Source organism: Janibacter hoylei PVAS-1, assembly GCF_000297495.1.
In the GTDB taxonomy this organism is placed as follows: domain Bacteria; phylum Actinomycetota; class Actinomycetes; order Actinomycetales; family Dermatophilaceae; genus Janibacter; species Janibacter hoylei.
Window position 1 is genome coordinate 1 of sequence record NZ_ALWX01000001.1, and the last position, 17,176, is coordinate 17,176.

Sequence of the window (17,176 nt, forward strand, 5' to 3'; positions counted from 1 at the left end):
GAGTGAGCGTCGCACCCACGAGCCGCGCGACACCCCCCACGGAGGGTGCGGCGCCAGCTGATCCGCCGGCCTCCGGAACCTTTTCGATCGGAGGACCTTCGGCTCGGTCCTCTCGGAGAAGTTCGCGCGCTTCATGGGCACGCCGCGCTTCCTCATCTGGATGTCGGTCTTCGTCGTCGTGTGGCTGGCGTGGAACACCTTCGCCCCGGAGGCCGCGCAGTTCGACCCGCGGGCGCTCAACTACACCCTGCTCACGCTCATCCTGTCGCTGCAGGCCTCCTACGCCGCCCCGCTGATCCTCCTCGCGCAGAACCGACAGGACGACCGTGACCGCGTGGCCCTGGAGCAGGACCGCGTGCAGGCCGAGCGGGCGCTCGCCGACACCGAGTACCTGACCCGCGAGGTCGCCGCCCTGCGCATCGCCCTGCGCGACGCCGCGACCCGCGACTTCATCCGCAGCGAGCTGCGCGACCTGCTCGAGGAGATGGAGGTCAAGGGGCTCGAGGTGCGCCGGCGCGAGGAGGACGAGGGCGGCGACGACGTCGCCGAGCGCAAGCCCCTCGCCCCCTGAGGAGGTCGTCCCGCGACCATCTCGAAGGGACGCTCCCGGTCCTCCCGGCAGGGTGCGGCGCAGGGTGAGACACAGGCCACTCCGCGCGGCGATCTACGATGGGGCAATGGCTTCTTTGCACCCCACGATCACCGATGAGCAGCTGCGCGAGGCGCTGAGCACGGTCATCGACCCTGAGATCCGGCGCCCCATCACCGAGCTCGGCATGGTCGAGACCGCTGCCGTCGACGCCGCCGGCCTCGCCACCGCGACCATCCTGCTCACGGTCGCCGGGTGCCCGATGAAGGACACCCTGACGACCGACACGACGAAGGCCCTCTCGGCCATCGAGGGCGTCACCGACGTCAAGGTCACCCTCGGCGTCATGAACGACGAGCAGCGCGCCGAGCTCAAGACGCACCTGCGCGGCGGCCAGGCGGAGAAGGAGATCCCCTTCGCCAAGCCCGGCTCGCTGACCCGCGTCTACGCCATCGCGTCCGGCAAGGGCGGCGTCGGCAAGTCGTCGATCACCGCCAACCTCGCCGCGGCCCTCGCCGCCGAGGGCCTCAAGGTCGGCGTCGTCGATGCCGACATCTACGGCTTCTCGATCCCCCGGATGCTCGGCGTGACGCACCCGCCGACCCAGGTCGACGACATGATCCTGCCGCCGATCGCCTCGGACGTGAAGGTCATCTCGATCGGCATGTTCGTCCCCGGCAACCAGCCCGTCGTCTGGCGTGGCCCGATGCTGCACCGTGCGCTGCAGCAGTTCCTCGGTGACGTCTTCTGGGGCGACCTCGACGTCCTGCTCCTCGACCTGCCGCCCGGCACCGGCGACATCGCGATCTCCATCGCCCAGCTCATCCCCAACAGCGAGATCCTCGTCGTGACGACCCCGCAGCAGGCCGCTGCGGAGGTCGCCGAGCGGGCTGGCTCGATCGCCATGCAGACCCACCAGCGTCTCGTCGGAGTCATCGAGAACATGTCCTGGCTCGAGCTGCCCGACGGCTCCCGCCAGGAGCTCTTCGGCGCCGGAGGCGGACAGTCGGTCGCCGACTCCCTCACCCGCACCGTCGGCGCCGACGTGCCGCTGCTCGGGCAGATCCCGCTCGACGTCAGCCTGCGCGAGGGCTCCGACCAGGGCGCCCCGGCCGTGCTGTCCAACCCCGACGGCCCCGCCGCCGTCGCCCTGCGTGGCATCGCCCGCGGACTCGCGACCCGGTCGCGCGGGCTCGCTGGCCGCAGTCTCGGCCTGACGCCCACCGGTCGCTGACGGCGCACCACCCCGCACGCCCGCGAAGGGGGCGAGGAGAGCTCGCTTCGCTCTCCTCGCCCCCTTCGTCGTGGGTCTGGCCCGAGGTGGACGGGCTCAGGTCGCCTCGCGGTCCCAGGGCGTGCCCTCGGGGACGCTCGCCAGGGCGAGCGGCTCGACGTGCTCGTCGTCGGCCTCGCCGGCCGTGCGCGCCGCCGGCTTGTCGTCGAGGCTGAAGGCGTCGTCGAGCGGCTCGAGCAGGGCCTGCTTGACGATGCGCCGCGGGTCGTACTGCCGCGGGTCGTACTGACGCCAGTCGAGGTCCTCGTACTCCGGGCCCATCTGCTCCTTGAGCTGGACCTTGGCGTCGTTGGCCATCCGTCGCGCCTTGACGACGACGCGGGCGAGCTTGGCCGCGTACTCCGGCAGCTGCTTGGGGCCGAGGATGATGAATGCCAGCAGGATGAGGACGAGGAACTCGGTCCCGTGCACCGGCATGGGTCAGCTCTCCTTAGCCGCTTCGAGCGTCATCGTCAGCTCCTGCTCCTTGCCGTCCCGTCGGACCGTCAGGGTGACCTTATCCCCCACGGCCTTGGCCCGGATGCGGGTGATCAGCTGGTCGACGTCGGTGACCCGGCGACCGTCGAGCTGGGTGATGACGTCACCGGGCTCGACGCCCGCGTCGTCGGCGGGGCCACCCGGCACGACCGCGTCACCGGAGTCGGCCTCGGAGTCCTCGAGGACCTTGGCGCCCTCGTTGGTCCAGCGACGGTCGAGGCTGACACCGATCATCGGGTGCTCGGCCTTGCCCGTTGCGATGAGCTGGTCGACGGTGCGGACGACGACGTCCGAGGGGATCGCGAAGCCGACGCCGATCGACCCCGCGGCCTGCTGCTGACCCGGCACCTGGGCGATCGCCGAGTTGACCCCGATGACGTGGCCCTCGCCGTTGAGCAGCGGCCCACCCGAGTTGCCCGGGTTGATCGCCGCATCGGTCTGGATGGCGGAGATGAAGGACTCGTCGCCCGCCTCGCCCGCGGTCACCGGGCGCTCGAGCGCCGAGACGATGCCGGCGGTGACGGTCGAGCCGAGGCCGAGCGGGGAACCCACGGCGACGACCTCGTCGCCGACGACGACGTCGTCGGACGAGCCGATCGTCAGCGGCTCGAGGTCGTCGGAGTCGACCTTGAGCACCGCCAGGTCGTAGGAGGAGTCCTGGCCCACGACCTCGGCGTCGTGCCGGGTGCCGTCGGGCAGCTCGATGCTCACGCTGCCCCCGTCGTCCGCGGCGTCGACGACGTGGTCGTTGGTGACGACGTGCCCCTTGTCGTCGTAGACCCAGCCGGACCCGGTGCCGGCGCCCGAGGCGCCGCGCACGCGCACCGTGACGACGCTCGGCACGGCGTCGGCCGCGATCGACGCGATCGAGCCGTCGGGCCGCTGGGTGGTGTCACCGTCGCGCTGGACGATCGTCGGGCCGTCGTCACCACCGTCGTCGGAGAGCGCCGCCCCACCGACGCCACCGATGCCGCCGGCCAGGAGGGCAGCGGTCAGGGTCATCGCGCCCGCTCCGAGCCAGCCGGGCCCGCGGCGCCGGGTCGCCGCCGGGGTGGGCGGCTGCGTCGGCGGGGCACCGACCGCGGTCGGCTGCTGGGCGAAGGGGGCGGCAGCGTGCTGCTGCTCGTAGTGCTCGAAGGGGATGTACGGCGAGCCGCCGGCGGGCGCAGCGCCACCTGCCGAGTCACCGGTCTGCGGCAGCGGCTGCGTGGGCGCGGGGGGGCCCTGCTCAGGCCCCTGCTGGTCGCCCGGGTGCGGAGAGCTCATGGGCCGATTGTGCCTTGTCGGGTGGCTGCCGGCGTCACAGGGTGCCGGTGACCGGGCGGGCCAGCGGGAAGCCGGACCCGCCCCGGCGGCGGCTCTCGGTGCGCGTCGACGGGGCCGGCTCCCGGTGGCTCAGGCTCTCGCGCAGCTGGGCGCGGCCGCGGTGGATCCGGGAGCGGACGGTGCCTAACTTGATGTCGAGCGCCTCGGCGACCTCTTCGTAGGTCAGGCCCTCGATGTCGCACAGGACGACGGCGGCGCGAAACTGCGGGGGCAGTGCGTCGAGAGCCCGCTGGATGTCGCCGTCGAGGTGGTGCTCGAGGTAGATCTGCTCCGGGCTGGCCGTCCCGGTGTGCAGCAGGGCGGCGAACTCGTCGGTCAGCGCGTCGAAGCGCAGCCGCTGCTTGCGGCGGGCCCGGTCGAGGAAGAGGTTGGTCGTGATGCGGTGGAGCCACCCCTCGAAGGTCCCGGGGGTGTAGCCGTCGAGGGAGCGGAAGACCCGCACGAAGACGTCGTGCGTGAGGTCCTCCGCGTCGTGGACGTCGCCGGTCAGGCGGTAGGCCAGTCGGTAGACGCGCTCACCGTGCTGCTCGACGACCTCGGCCCAGGTCGGCGGGACCCATGGCTCCTCGTCGGAGGTGCGAACGGTGGCTTCAATGGTCACGCACGGCAGCATCCTCGGCCAACCTGAAGGAAGTCTGGGACGGGCCCGCCGGACTAGGGTGGACTCCCATGACCGCCGCCCAGCTCACCAGCCACGCCTACGCCGAGCAGTTCATCGCCGAGGAGGAGTCCGTCGACGCCGCCCGTCGCACGGGGACCGAGCTCGGTGCGGTGCCGATCGGGACCGGCGGGGGCGCCGCCCTTCGCCTCCTGGCCGCCGCGGTCGGGGCCCGGCACGTCATCGAGATCGGCACCGGCGCGGGCACCTCCGGCCTGTGGCTGCTCGCCGGCATGCCCGCCGACGGCGTGCTCACCTCGATCGAGATCGAGCCGGAGCACGCGCTGCGGGCCAAGCGATCCTTCGCCTCCGCCGGCATCGCGGCGCAGCGTACCCGGGTCATCACCGGCCGGGCCCTCGACGTCCTGCCGCGGATGAACGACGCGAGCTACGACCTCGTGCACATCGACGCCGACAAGCAGGGTTACCCCGACTACGTCGAGCACGCGATCCGGCTGCTGCGCCCCGGCGGGGTGCTGGCCATGGACAACATGCTCTGGCACGACAAGGTGGCGGACCCGGCGGTGCGCGACGCGACGACCGTGCTGCTGCGCGACCTGGGCAAGCAGCTGCGGGACGACGAGCGGCTCATCCCGAGCCTGCTGCCCGTCGGCGACGGGCTCCTCGCCGCGGTGAAGCGCTAGCTCAGACGCTGCCCGGCCCGGGGCCGCGGCGGAACTGCGCCGGCCCCTCGGCGATCGCCACGACCTCGAAGGGGGTGATCTCCGTCGGGGCGGACCCGATGATCCGGCTGCCGACGGACTCGGCCGCGGTCGCCGTGAACTCGGTGCAGAAGTCGTCGCGGTCCTTGGCGGCGTCGAAGACGTAGGTGCCCTCGAACCACTCCCCCTCGACCATGCGCCAGGTCTTGAAGGCCAGACCGTCGAGGAACATGAAGTTGGCCATCGAGGTCCCGACGACGTACTCGCGCAGCTGCTCCGCGACGTCGTCGGGGGGCGTCGCTCAGCGACCATCGGACGGCGAGCCCGTATCCAGCGTTCATCCAGCGTCCCTCGGTCCCGTCCTGATCTGCATGGTCCCGGCACCGTAACGAGTGCCCGCACGGGCGGGGAACCCCGTGTCATCATCCGAACGGCCACGCCGGCCGGTCGCCGCCCGGGCACGCGAGAGCCCCCGGACGCAGCGTGTCCGGGGGGCTCTCGAGCGGGTTACTTCTGCAGGCCCTCGCAGTTGTCGATGGCCTCGCCGAGGGCGAGCACCTCGTCGGGCTTCATCTCGACGACGAGACGGCCACCGCCCTCGAGCGGCATGCGCAGGACGATGCCCCGGCCCTCCTTGACGACCTCGAGCGGACCATCCCCCGTGCGTGGCTTCATTGCCGCCATGTGCGATTCCCTTCGTTACAGACCGACCGGTCCGTCACCGGTCGGTGGCGCCAGAGGCGCCGACGCGTTGCCCCCATTATCCACCTCTTCGTCGTCACGGTCCTAATCCCTGCCGAGCGCGACCTGCTCGGCGACCGGTCACGGAGGCGTGACGTGCCACGGCACGTACGGCAGGAGACCGCACGACCACGCGAAGACACCGAACACCAGCACGAGCACGACGACCGCCGCGCGCCGCCGCCAGTGCCGCACGACGCGACCTCCGGTCGAGGTGCGCATGACGACGGACGCCACGAGAGCCGCGAGCGGGAAGTCGAGGAGCAGGAAGCGCCACATGCTCGTGATCGGGCGGACGACGGCGAAGAGGTAGAGCGGGTACATGAGGGCCCACATGCGCACCTCGAGCGGGATCCACGAGCCGTGTCGGCCGATGACGAGCGCGAGGTAGGTCGCGACGAGCGCCACCATGACGACGACCGCGAGCAGTCCGCGCTGCTCCCACGCCCAGCTGAACCACAGGACGAAGGGGCCCTGGTCGGGGCGCTGGCCCCACGCCGCCTGCACCTGGAAGAAGGCATCGGGCAGCCCGGAGAGGTAGCCCACGGTCATCGGCCAGGCGATGCCGGAGATGCCGGTGGCCAAGCACATGAGGACGATGCGGGTGCGGTCGTGGGCAAAGGGAGCGGTGCCGCTCTCCCTGTCGTCGCGCCAGCGCAGCCACAGGTGCGCCAGGACCGCGAGGCCGAGGGGGGCCGCGACGCCGCGGGTGAAGCCGAGGAGGAGCGCGATGAGGGCGACGGTCAGGTAGCGCCCCCGCATGAGCATGAGGAGGGCGGCGGCGATGAGCACCGCGGCGAGCGCCTCGGTGTAGGGCAGGAGCATGACGCCGGTGGCCGGGTAGAAGCACCACAACGCGGCCGCGACGAAGGCGAGCCGCTCGCGGGCCGGCTGGCTCGCGGCGTGGCCGGGGAAGCTCAGGACCTTCCAGACGAGGACGACCGCGGCCGCGCCGAGCGCGAGGTTGAGCAGGACCGCGGCGGCGGTGAAGGGCAGACCGGTGACCATGAGGAGGCGCACGAGTCCCGGGAAGAGCGGGAAGAAGGCCCAGGCGCTGTAGGTGATCTGCCCGGTCTCGGGGTCGGCGGGGAGCGGGATCGGGTAGCCCTCGGTGACGATCCGCCGGTACCACTCCGTGTCCCACAGGCGAAACATGTCGGGCAGACCCGGGTCGAGGTGCCCGACGCCGGCCGGTGACTGGTAGTAGTGCGCGGCCACCCAGATGCCGAGCAGCGCGACGAGTCGGCTGATCGCGTAGATGACGAGCAGCGCGCGGACCGGCCGGGCGAGGACGGCCCGGCCGGCTGCGGAGCGGCCCGCGGAGGTGCGCCACCACGAGGACGAAGGGAGCCTCCCCCCGGCCTCGCCGGTGGTCGGGTCAGTCGAGGCCCGGGTCGTCATCACGACGCTCGCCGCGACCGGGACGATCCATCTCGAGCTCGGCGATGCGTTGCTGCAGCCGGTCGAGGACCTCGTCGACCTGGTCCATGCGGTACCCCCCGCAGCGCGGTGTCGAAGCGCACCAGGTCGATGTCGTCAGCAGCCCACGCCCCTTCCGGCAGACCGTGGTGGGGGGTGGACCCGACGGGCTCGGCCATGGGGTCGGGCGTCAGGCGACCGGTGACGACGGCGACGAGGACGACGACGACGAAGACCGCGACGAGGGCGAAGAGGATCCACACCATGGCGTCACTCCGGCTGCTCGGGGGTCACGGGGCGCACCCGCGCCGACTCACGCTTGACGTACTCGACGGCCTCGGTGAGGTCGTCGGTGACGTACAGCCGGTCGATGTCGTCGGGGCTGATCATGCCGCCCCCGAGGACCGAACCCCGCAGCCAGTCGATGAGACCGGCCCAGTAGTCGACGCCGATGAGCACGATGGGGAAGCTCGTCACCTTGCCCGTCTGGGCGAGGGTCACGGCCTCGAAGACCTCGTCGAGGGTGCCGAAGCCACCGGGCAGGACGACGAAGCCCTCGCTGTACTTGACGAACATCGTCTTGCGGGCGAAGAAGTAGCGGAAGTTGATGCCGAGGTCGCAGTAGGGGTTGAGCCCGGCCTCGAAGGGCAGCTCGATGCCCAGGCCCACGCTCGTGCCACCGGCCTCGCGGGCACCGCGGTTGGCGGCCTCCATCGCGCCGGGGCCGCCACCGGTGATGACGGCGTAGCCGGCCTCGGCGACGAGACGACCGAGCTCGACGCCCTGGGCGTAGCCGGGCGAGTCGGCGGGGGTGCGGGCGCTGCCGAAGATGCTCACGGCGGGCCCGAGCTCGGCGAGCGCGCCGAAGCCCTCGACGAACTCGGCCTGGATGCGCAGGACGCGCCACGGGTCGGTGTGCAACCAGTCGGCGTGCCCCTTGTCGTCGAGCAGGCGCTGGTCGGTCGTCGACTTGGGCACCTGACGGCCGCGCATGAGCACGGGTCCCTTGTGGTACCACCGGTCGCTGGCGGGCTGGTTCCCCTGATCGGTCACGTCGCGACCCTACGCGAGCCAGCGCAGCACGGCGGCCTCCGCCGCGGTGATCTGCTCGACCGGGCAGCGCTCCTCGTCGTGGTGGGCGAGGTTGGGGTCGCCCGGGCCGAAGTTGACGGCCGGGATGCCGAGCGCGCTGAAGCGGGCGACGTCGGTCCAGCCCTCCTTGGGCCCGACGGGCACGTCGAGGGCGGCGACGAAGGCCTGCGCCGCCGGCAGGTCGAGCCCCGGCCGGGCCCCTTCGGCGACGTCGCGCAGGTGCAGCTCGCGGCCGGGCAGCACGGTCTGGACATAGGCGAGGGCGGCTTCGGTGTCCTTGTCCGGGCTGAAGCGGTAGTTGATGAGCACGCTGCAGCTGTCGGGGATGACGTTGCCGGCGATGCCGCCGCTGATGCCGACCGCCTGGAGGGCCTCGTGGTACTCGAGGCCGTCGACGGTGACGGTCTGCTCCTCGTGGGCCGCGAGGGCGGCGAGCACCTCGTGGGCGTCGTGGATGGCGTTGTGGCCGTTCCACGGGCGGGCCGAGTGGGCGGCGATGCCCTTGGTGACCACCTCGACGCGCATCGTGCCCTTGCAGCCCCCTTCGACCGTGGCGTTGGTCGGCTCGAGGAGCACGGCGAAGTCCGCGGCGAGCAGCTCGGGGTCGGACTCCGCGAGCAGCTGCAGACCGTTGTAGACGGCGTCGACCTCCTCGGCCTCGTAGAAGAGGAAGGTGACGTCGCGGCTCGGCTCCTCGACGAGGGCGGCCTTGAGCTGGACGGCGACCCCGCCCTTCATGTCGACGGTGCCGCGCCCCCACAGCACGTCGACCCCGCCGACCTGCTCACGTCGGGTCGGCAGGTTGGCCGGCTCGCTCGTCAGCGGCACGGTGTCGATGTGGCCGGCGAGCACGACCCGCTCGTCGCGGGCGAGGTCGGTGCGGGCGATGACCGTGTTGCCCCGCCGGATCACCTCGAGATGACGAAGGGGGCGCAGCGCGGCCTCGATCGCGTCGGCGATCGGCCCCTCCTCGTGGCTGACCGACTCGATGTCGCACAGCTGCTGGGTGAGGGTGACGACGTCGGCGGTGAGATCCAGGCTCGGCATGGAGCCAACCCTAGGCGCTGCGCCCACCCGCCTCTCCCCCCCTCGCACGTACCCCCGGCTCCCCACCGCATTTCCCCAGGGAAATCACCACCCCCCACCGCCATTCCCTCAGGGAAATCACCACCCCAGATGACATTTCCCTAGGGAAATGCGGGGCGGGGGATCACGGGTTGGTCGGCGCAGGCGGCCGTTTCGTAGGATCTGGGCCATGACGACGACGCGCGCAGCCTGGGGCCACGGCGTGGCCACCGTGACGACAGAGGGCACCGTCCTCGACACTTGGTACCCCGAGCCGGCGCTCGGCGAGGCCCCCGAGGCCACACAGGTCCCCCGAGGAGCTCGTGGCGCTCGCCGGCGAGGACGCCGCCCGCGGCGTGCGCACCGAGGTCGTCACCGTCGCCATCGACCTCGACGCGGCCCCCGAGGGCGCCTCCGACGCCTACCTGCGCCTCCACCTGCTCTCCCACCGCCTCGTCCAGCCCAACACGATCAACCTCGACGGCCTCTTCGGCCAGCTGAGCAATGTCGTGTGGACCAACCACGGCCCGTGCGCGGTCGATGGCTTCGAGACCACTCGCGCCCGGCTGCGCGCCCGCGGCCCGGTCCAGGTGACGAGCATCGACAAGTTCCCCCGGCTCACCGATTACGTCACCCCCTCCGGCGTGCGCATCGGCGACGCCGACCGCGTCCGCCTCGGCGCCCACCTCGCCTCCGGCACGACCGTCATGCACGAGGGCTTCGTCAACTTCAACGCCGGCACCCTCGGCACCTCGATGGTCGAGGGTCGCATCAGCCAGGGCGTCGTCGTCGGCGACGGCTCCGACATCGGCGGGGGCGCCTCGACGATGGGCACCCTCTCCGGCGGCGGCACCGAGCGCGTCGCCATCGGCGAGCGCTGCCTCGTCGGCGCCGAGGCCGGTGTGGGCATCGCCCTGGGCGACGACTGCGTCGTCGAGGCCGGCCTCTACGTCACCGCCGGCACCAAGGTCACGCTGCCCGATGGCGCCGTCGTCAAGGCCGCCGAGCTCTCCGGCCGCAGCGGCCTGCTCTTCGTCCGCAACTCCGTCACGGGCACGGTCGAGGCCCGCGACCGCACGGGCCACGGCATCGCGCTCAACGACGCCTTGCACGCCAACGACTGACCGTGCCCAGAGCCGAGCACCCGCCGCTGGACGACGAGGGCGGGCCCCGGTGGCTGACCGCCATCGCCGCCCTGTGCGCGCTCGCCCTCGTCGGGGGCATCGGCCTCTGGTACGCCCGCGACCGCGTCGGTCTCTTCCTCGGTGAGGAGTGCCGGGCGACCGCGCTCGAGCAGAGCGTCAGCTTCCGACCCGACCAGATGAACCACGCGAGCACCATCGTGCTCCTCGGGGTCAAGCGTGGTCTGCCCGCCCGCGCCGGCACGATCGCCATCGCCACGGCGATCCAGGAGTCGAAGCTGCGCAACCTCTCCTACGGCGACCGCGACTCCGTCGGCCTCTTCCAGCAGCGCCCCAGCCAGGGCTGGGGCAACGAGACGCAGCTCCAGGACCCCGTCTACGCCACCAACGCCTTCTACGACGCCCTCGTCAAGGTCGACGGCTGGCAGGACATGGTCATCACGGAGATCGCCCAGGAGGTCCAGCGCAGCGGCTACCCCGAGGCCTACGCCGACCACGAGCAGGAGGGGCGGACCATCGCCTCGGCGGCTGAGCGGCCACTCCCCGGGCGGTCTCGCGTCTGCCGCCTCGACGGCCCCGAGGCCGCTGGCCGCCCCGACCGGCTCGTCGCCGCCATCACGGAGCAGACCGGGCAGACGGCCACCGCCGACGGGCAGAGCGTCACCGTCGAGGCCACCGACGAGCGGCACGGCTGGGCCGTCGGCGCCTGGGCCGTCGCCCAGGCCAAGGCCCGCAACATCACCAGCGTGCAGGTCGGCGACCGGGTGTGGACCCGCGACTCCGGCGACTCCGCGATGGAGTGGGGCTCCGCCGACGCGGCGCCTGCCACCCACGTGGTCATCACGCTCCACGAGGGCTGAGCCCACCCCCTTCGCCGGACACGCGTCGGCCCCCTCCGCCCGAGAGCGAAGGGGGCCGACGTCACGTCGTCGACATCAGCGACCGTCGATGGCGACGTAGTCGCGCTCGGTGGGGCCGGTGTAGATCTGGCGCGGGCGGCCGATCTTGGTGGCCGGGTCCTCGATCATCTCGCGCCACTGGGCGATCCAGCCGGGGAGACGGCCGATCGCGAAGAGCACGGTGAACATCTTCGGCTGGAAGCCCATGGCCGTGTAGATCAGACCGGTGTAGAAGTCGACGTTGGGGTAGAGCTTTCGCTCGACGAAGTAGTCGTCCGCGAGGGCGATCTCCTCGAGCTTCATGGCGATCTCGAGCTGCTCGTCGCCGCCCATCTTCTCGAGCACGGAGTGCGCAGTCTCCTTGACGATCGCCGCGCGCGGGTCGTAGCTCTTGTAGACGCGGTGCCCGAAGCCCATGAGGCGGACACCGTCCTCCTTGTTCTTCACCTTCTTCATGAAGGTCTCGGCGCCGTGGTCGGCGGCCTGGATCTGCTGGAGCATCTCGAGCACGGCCTGGTTGGCGCCACCGTGCAGCGGGCCGGAGAGGGCGTGGATGCCGGCGGAGACGGAGTTGAAGAGGTTGGCGTGGGCCGAGCCGACGAGGCGCACCGTCGAGGTCGAGCAGTTCTGCTCGTGGTCGGCGTGCAGGATGAAGAGCTGGTCGAGCGCCGCGACGATCTCCGGGTCGAGCTCGTAGGGCTCGGCCGGGAAACCGAAGGTCATCCGGAGGAAGTTTTCGGTCAGGCTCAGCGAGTTGTCCGGGTACAGGAAGGGCTGGCCGACGCTCTTCTTGTGCGCGTAGGCGGCGATCGTCGGCAGCTTCGCCAGGAGACGGATCGTCGAGATCTCGACGTGCTCCGGGTCGAAGGGGTCGAGGCTGTCCTGGTAGAAGGTGCCCAGCGCCGAGACGGCCGAGGACAGCACGGGCATCGGGTGCGCGTCCCGCGGGAAGCCGTTGAAGAAGGCCTTGAGGTCCTCGTGGAGCATCGTGTGGCGCGAGATGCGCTCCTCGAAGTCACCCAGCTGGTCGGCCGTCGGCAGCTCCCCGTAGATGAGCAGGTAGGCGACCTCGACGAAGGAGGACTTGCTCGCCAGCTGCTCGATCGGGTAGCCGCGGTAGCGCAGGATCCCCGCGTCACCGTCGATGTACGTGATGTCGCTCTTGCACGACGCGGTGTTGACGAAGCCCACGTCGAGCGTCGTGTTGCCGGTCTCCTTCATGAGCGAGGAGATGTCGTAGCCGTGGTTGCCCTCGCTGGCCTCGACGAGCGGGAAGGTCAGGTCCTTGCCTGCGGCGGAGAAGGTGGCGTCAGCGGTCATGAAGTATCTACCCTTCGATCGTGCCGTGCCGCGGAGGCGGTGGCCCCGGGCATGCGTTTCACTGACGAAACTACCTCAGCGGTGGTGTGGGTCACCACGCGGGGTGCCCCGTGCGGCCGGACCTGCGCGCCGCGCGACGGCTCAGCCGTCGAGGCGAGCGACGGCGGCGGCGATGCGCTCGTCGGTCGCCGAGAGCGCGACCCGCACGTGCTGCTCGCCGGCCACGCCGTAGAAGTCCCCGGGCGCGACGAGGATGCCCAGGTCGGCGAGCCGGTCGACGGTCACGCGCGAGGGCTCCCCCGCGGTCGCCCACAGGTAGAGGCCGGCCTCGGAGTCGTCGATCCGCAGCCCCCACCGCTCGAGCGCAGGGCGCAGCGCGGCCCGTCGCGCCCGGTATCGCTCGCGCTGCACGGCGACGTGCTCGTCATCGCTCACGGCGGTGAGCAGAGCCCGCTGGACCGGCCAGGGCACGATCATGCCCGCGTGCTTGCGCACCTCGAGCAGGGAGCGCACGAGTGTCGGGTCGCCTGCGGCGAAGGCCGCGCGGTAGCCGGCGAGGTTGGACTGCTTCGACGTCGAGTAGACGACGAGCAGGCCCTCGTGGGAGCCGCCCGTCACCCGCGGGTCGAGGAGCGAAGGGGTCGTCGGCAGGGCCGCGTCCCCGCCGCGGTCGCTCTGGTCGCGCCAGTCGAGCTCGGCGTAGCACTCGTCGGAGGCGACGACGACGCCGCGCTCGCGGGCCCACGCGACGACCTTGGCCAGGTGCTCGACACCGAGCACCTTGCCCGTCGGGTTGCTCGGGGTGTTGAGCCACAGCAGCTTCGGAGCGGTGGCCGCGGTCGTCGGGCCGAAGGCCGTCGTGGCATCGGCGGCGAAGGGGGTGGCCCCGGCGATCCGTGTCCCCACGTCGTAGGTCGGGTAGGCGATGCGGGGGAAGGCGACGACGTCGCCGGCCCCCAGGCCGAGCAGGGCCGGCAGCCACGCGACGAGCTCCTTGGACCCCACCGTCGGCAGGACGCCGTCGGGGTCGACGCCCGGGGCGCCGCGCCGTCGCTCGAACCACTGTCCGATCGCCTCGCGCAGGTCCGCGGTGCCCCAGGTCTGCGGGTAGCCGGGGGGCGTCCGCGGCGTCGCGCAGCGCCTGCTGGACCACCTCGGGCGTGGGGTCGACCGGGGTGCCGACCGACAGGTCGACGATGCCCTCGCCCTGCGCCGGGTCGTCGGACGAAAAGGCTCTCGCCCGCTCCTTGGCCGGAGCGAGCGAGTCCCAGGGGAAGTCGGGCAGGGAGGAGATCACGGGTGGCCCGTCGTCACTCGTCGTGCTCCTGCGGCGGCAGGGCCGCGACGATCGGGTGGTCCTTGTCGATCATGCCCATCTTGGCGGCACCGCCGGGGCTGCCGAGGTCGTCGAAGAACTCGACATTGGCCTTGTAGAAGTCGGCCCACTCCTCGGGGGTGTCGTCCTCGTAGTAGATGGCCTCGACGGGGCACACGGGCTCGCAGGCGCCGCAGTCGACGCACTCGTCGGGGTGGATGTAGAGACTGCGCTTGCCCTCGTAGATGCAGTCGACAGGGCACTCCTCGATGCAGGCCTTGTCCTTGAGGTCCACACACGGCTGCGCGATCACGTACGTCATGCGGCCCATACTATGACGCCTCATGAGCGACGTGACGGTGGGCCTCACCACAGGCGGGCGCGTCGCCGTCCGCTCCCGCATCGACCCTCCGCCGGCCTGCGGCCCCACCCTCACCGACACCGTCGGCGAGCTGCTCCGGCTCGACGAGGAGACGCTCACCGTCCGCACCCGCCACGGTGACGTCACCCTCCGTCGGGAGCACGTCGTCGCCAGCCGCGCGATCCCGCCACGCCCCGCCCGGCGCGGCGCACCGCACCGGGCCATCGGCATCGAGGACCTCCACCTCGTCATGACCCGTGGCCAGCCCGGCCTGGCGGAGGCTCGGCTCGGGGCGAAGGGAGCCGGCTGGCTCCTGCGGGCCGGCGCCGGGTGGACGGGTCGCTCCAACTCCGCTCTGCCCGTGGGCGACCCGGGCATGCCGCTCGACGCGGCCGTCGACGCCGTCGAGGCCTGGTACGACGAGCGCGGACTCCCCCCGCTGCTCATGCTCCCCCGCCCCCCGCGCGCGAGGACCGCGGACGACCCGCTCGGCGCACTGCTCCTCGTCCGCGGCTGGCGCGAGCTGCCTCCCGCGGACGTGCTCACCGGCCGCACCGCCGACCTCGTGGCACACGTGGACCCGCCGGCCGGGGTCAGCCTGACGAGCTCGGGGGCCCCGACGAGGCGTGGTTCACGGGCAGCTCCCCCCGCCTGCGCGACCACCTCGACGCGGCCCGGCAGGTCCTCGCCCTGCCGCCGCGGCAGGTCTTCCTCACCGCCCACGACGAAGGGGGGCGTCGCCGGCGTCGCGCGGGTGGCGATGAACGACGGCTGGGCCGGCGTCTTCGGCGTGCATGTCTCCCCCGCGCACCGCGGCCGGGGTCTCGGTCGCTGGCTCACCGTCGAGGCGCTGCGGGCGGCCGAGCGCGCCGGCGCCACCCTCACCTACCTGCAGGTCGAGCAGGACAACGCCCCCGCCCAGCACCTCTACCGCAGCCTCGGCCTCACGCCCCACCACGACTACGTCTACCTCGCCCGCCGCGGCTGAGCGACTCCCTTCGAGACGGCGCTGGCGCGCCGCCCACGCGGGACGTGGGACCCACTCAGGGAGCGTGGGAGGCGGATCAGGGGTTGGTGCAGGTGACGTCGTCCTGGGGGATGTAGCGGGTGGTGAAGCTCGAGCTCTTCACCGTCTTGCCGTCCTTGATGAACTGGCGCCCGATGTCGACCGAAAAGCCGGGGGCCGGCGACTGGGGCACGCAGCCCTTCGTGTTGTCGGTGATCGTCTTGGGCGGCGTGATGTTCTTGCGGGCGCTCTTGGTCGCCTTGATCTCGTCGTACTTCTTGCGGCCGTGGAAGGTCACGGTGACCTCGTTGCCGCTCACCGAGGCCGAGATGAGGATGCCGGCGCCGGTGTCGTTGGTGAAGCGGTTGTCGACGTCGGGCCACGAGATCGTCGCCTCGCGCCCCTCCGGGTAGCGGGAGATGTAGAAGGAGTGCGGGTGGAACTCCTCGATCTTGGCCCCGGAGAAGAAGACAGCGTTGAAGAGCGTCGTCGACAGCTGCGAGATGCCGCCGCCGTAGTCGTTGGTCAGCCGACCACCGCTGATGACGCCGGCCTTCTGGTAGCCCTTGGCCGCGGTGCGCTGCCCGAGCTGCTGGTTGAGCGAAAAGGTCTCGCCCGGCGCGACGTAGGCACCGTCGAGCTGGCGGGCCGCGATCTTGATGTTGTTGGTCCGCACGCCACCCGCGTCCGGCAGGTAGGTCGTGAAGGTCGACAGCTCCTCCTGCGGGAGGGTCTTCTTCGCCTCGGCGGTCGTCAGCTCCGGCTGTGACTCCTGCGAGTCGGCGGCGACCTTGCGCTCGTCGCCCTTCTTCTTCATCGCCTCGACGACCTTGGCGCCCAGGCCGTCCTCCTTGAGCGCCAGTCCGGTGCTCGAGGGGGTGACGTCGAAGTCGGAGCCGCCGCGGTGGACCACCCCGGCGTCCTTGGCCTCGCGGAAGAGACCCGACGACGAGCCGGCCGACAGGGTCGCCTTGGCGACCTTGGCCTCGTCGACGCTCGCCGAGAGCCTGCCCTTGTCGTCCTTGATCGAGACGGCACCGGCGAGCTGGTCGGCCGGCACGGTGAAGGAGATGGTCTTGTCCTCCCCTTCGCCCTGCGGGTCGGTCGTCGTCACGGTCACCGGACCGGCGACGAGGGGCTCGAGGTCGTCCTTGGCGAAGCGGTCGATCTCGGCCTGGGTGAGCTGGGGCGCCGGCTCCGTGGTGGGTGCGTCGAAGGAGCGCTCGGCGGGCCACTCATCCGCGATGGACTCGACCACCGCGTCACGGTCAACGCTCAGCCCGGGCTTGGAGGCGGTCTTCTTCACCGTCGCGCCCTCGAGGGTCACCTTGCCCTCGACCGGCTCCTTGTCGAGCATCGACGTCTTGGCGTCGACTGCGTCGGCGAGCGCCTGCTCGTCGACGGCCACCTCGACGTCACGCTCGACACCACCGCGCACGTGGTGCCACAGGTCGACGGGGTTGAGGCTGAAGCCGGTCAGCCCGTCGACGGAGCCCGCGTAGTCGTAGGACAGCCCGGCGTCCGCGGGCTCCAGCTCGACCTCCTTGCCGTCCACCGTCACGGTGACCGGCCGCGCCTCCTCGTCGGAGAGCTCGTCCTCGAGAGCCTGCTGCGCCTCCGACGGGGTCTTGCCGCCGATGGCCACCCCGCCGATGCGGGTGTCTGCAGGCACCTTGTCGCCGAAGTACAGCGCCGCCGCGGCGTACAGGCCGGCGAGCACCATGAGCACGAAGGCCACGGCCAGGAGGGTGCGCCCGCGGCGTGGACGATCGAGGACCTCGTCCTCGGTCCAGCTGTCGTGGTCGGTCAT

15 protein-coding genes and 3 pseudogenes are annotated in these 17,176 nt (G+C 71.7%); 6 read left to right on the forward strand and 12 right to left on the reverse strand.

Features of this window, described 5'->3' with window-relative positions; genetic code table 11:
• Window positions 1-109: 109 nt before the first annotated feature.
• Together B277_RS00005 and B277_RS00010 are read left to right on the forward strand one after the other, a co-directional pair.
• Window positions 110-571, forward strand: a pseudogene (locus B277_RS00005) (DUF1003 domain-containing protein); the annotation flags it as partial.
• 106 nt (window positions 572-677) lie between these two features.
• Window positions 678-1,823: an Mrp/NBP35 family ATP-binding protein gene (locus B277_RS00010; protein ID WP_040880410.1), complete on the forward strand. Its 1,146-nt coding sequence runs from the start codon at window positions 678-680 to the stop codon at window positions 1,821-1,823.
• Window positions 1,824-1,919: 96 nt separating this feature from the next.
• Here B277_RS00010 and B277_RS00015 read toward each other — a convergent pair whose 3' ends face one another.
• Genes B277_RS00015 through sigE form a run of 3 tightly spaced genes read right to left on the reverse strand, consistent with a single transcriptional unit; the run spans window position 1,920 to window position 4,299 of the window.
• Window positions 1,920-2,300: a twin-arginine translocase TatA/TatE family subunit gene (locus B277_RS00015; RefSeq protein ID WP_007923753.1), complete on the reverse strand. Its 381-nt coding sequence runs from the start codon at window positions 2,298-2,300 to the stop codon at window positions 1,920-1,922.
• A 3-nt stretch (window positions 2,301-2,303) separates the two neighbouring features.
• On the reverse strand, window positions 2,304-3,626 hold the full coding sequence (locus B277_RS00020) for a S1C family serine protease (protein ID WP_007923754.1): 1,323 nt from the start codon (window positions 3,624-3,626) through the stop codon (window positions 2,304-2,306).
• Window positions 3,627-3,660: 34 nt separating this feature from the next.
• A complete protein-coding gene (gene sigE / locus B277_RS00025) occupies window positions 3,661-4,299 on the reverse strand; it encodes an RNA polymerase sigma factor SigE (RefSeq protein WP_051987766.1) in 639 nt (212 codons plus the stop codon).
• Window positions 4,300-4,355: 56 nt separating this feature from the next.
• On the opposite strand from sigE, the gene B277_RS00030 reads away from it, so the two are divergent.
• Window positions 4,356-4,988 carry an O-methyltransferase gene (locus B277_RS00030; RefSeq protein ID WP_007923756.1) on the forward strand — a complete coding sequence of 211 codons (633 nt, stop codon included), beginning with the start codon at window positions 4,356-4,358 and terminating at the stop codon, window positions 4,986-4,988.
• 1 nt (window position 4,989) lies between these two features.
• On the opposite strand, the gene B277_RS00035 is transcribed toward B277_RS00030, so the two are convergent.
• The 5 genes from B277_RS00035 to dapE all read right to left on the reverse strand — a co-directional run bounded on the left by B277_RS00035 (window position 4,990) and on the right by dapE (window position 9,305).
• Window positions 4,990-5,250, reverse strand: coding sequence for a hypothetical protein (locus tag B277_RS00035; RefSeq protein ID WP_007923757.1), 261 nt, complete (start codon window positions 5,248-5,250; stop codon window positions 4,990-4,992).
• Between the two features lie 263 nt (window positions 5,251-5,513).
• Window positions 5,514-5,690 carry a DUF3117 domain-containing protein gene (locus B277_RS16315; RefSeq protein ID WP_007923758.1) on the reverse strand — a complete coding sequence of 59 codons (177 nt, stop codon included), beginning with the start codon at window positions 5,688-5,690 and terminating at the stop codon, window positions 5,514-5,516.
• Window positions 5,691-5,828: 138 nt separating this feature from the next.
• Window positions 5,829-7,148, reverse strand: coding sequence for a hypothetical protein (locus tag B277_RS00040; RefSeq protein WP_007923759.1), 1,320 nt, complete (start codon window positions 7,146-7,148; stop codon window positions 5,829-5,831).
• Between the two features lie 288 nt (window positions 7,149-7,436).
• On the reverse strand, window positions 7,437-8,219 hold the full coding sequence (locus B277_RS00045; RefSeq protein ID WP_007923761.1) for an LOG family protein: 783 nt from the start codon (window positions 8,217-8,219) through the stop codon (window positions 7,437-7,439).
• Between the two features lie 9 nt (window positions 8,220-8,228).
• On the reverse strand, window positions 8,229-9,305 hold the full coding sequence (gene dapE / locus B277_RS00050; RefSeq protein ID WP_007923762.1) for a succinyl-diaminopimelate desuccinylase: 1,077 nt from the start codon (window positions 9,303-9,305) through the stop codon (window positions 8,229-8,231).
• Window positions 9,306-9,513: 208 nt separating this feature from the next.
• On the opposite strand from dapE, the pseudogene dapD reads away from it, so the two are divergent.
• Both dapD and B277_RS18085 read left to right on the forward strand, forming a co-directional pair.
• Window positions 9,514-10,447: pseudogene (dapD, locus tag B277_RS00055) on the forward strand (2,3,4,5-tetrahydropyridine-2,6-dicarboxylate N-succinyltransferase).
• A gap of 2 nt (window positions 10,448-10,449) precedes the next feature.
• Complete coding sequence (locus B277_RS18085) at window positions 10,450-11,325, forward strand: hypothetical protein (RefSeq protein WP_007923764.1); 876 nt, start codon at window positions 10,450-10,452, stop codon at window positions 11,323-11,325.
• A 75-nt stretch (window positions 11,326-11,400) separates the two neighbouring features.
• Here B277_RS18085 and B277_RS00065 read toward each other — a convergent pair whose 3' ends face one another.
• From B277_RS00065 to fdxA, 3 genes and pseudogenes are all read right to left on the reverse strand, one after another.
• Complete coding sequence (locus B277_RS00065) at window positions 11,401-12,684, reverse strand: citrate synthase (RefSeq protein WP_007923765.1); 1,284 nt, start codon at window positions 12,682-12,684, stop codon at window positions 11,401-11,403.
• Between the two features lie 141 nt (window positions 12,685-12,825).
• Window positions 12,826-13,978: pseudogene (gene dapC / locus B277_RS00070) on the reverse strand (succinyldiaminopimelate transaminase).
• 16 nt (window positions 13,979-13,994) lie between these two features.
• Window positions 13,995-14,321: a ferredoxin gene (gene fdxA / locus B277_RS00075; protein WP_007923767.1), complete on the reverse strand. Its 327-nt coding sequence runs from the start codon at window positions 14,319-14,321 to the stop codon at window positions 13,995-13,997.
• A 22-nt stretch (window positions 14,322-14,343) separates the two neighbouring features.
• Between fdxA and B277_RS00080 the strand changes: the two genes are divergently transcribed.
• Window positions 14,344-15,348: a GNAT family N-acetyltransferase gene (locus tag B277_RS00080; protein WP_007923768.1), complete on the forward strand. Its 1,005-nt coding sequence runs from the start codon at window positions 14,344-14,346 to the stop codon at window positions 15,346-15,348.
• 76 nt (window positions 15,349-15,424) lie between these two features.
• Here the strand turns inward: B277_RS00080 and B277_RS00085 are convergent, their stop codons facing one another.
• Complete coding sequence (locus B277_RS00085; RefSeq protein ID WP_007923769.1) at window positions 15,425-17,176, reverse strand: VanW family protein; 1,752 nt, start codon at window positions 17,174-17,176, stop codon at window positions 15,425-15,427.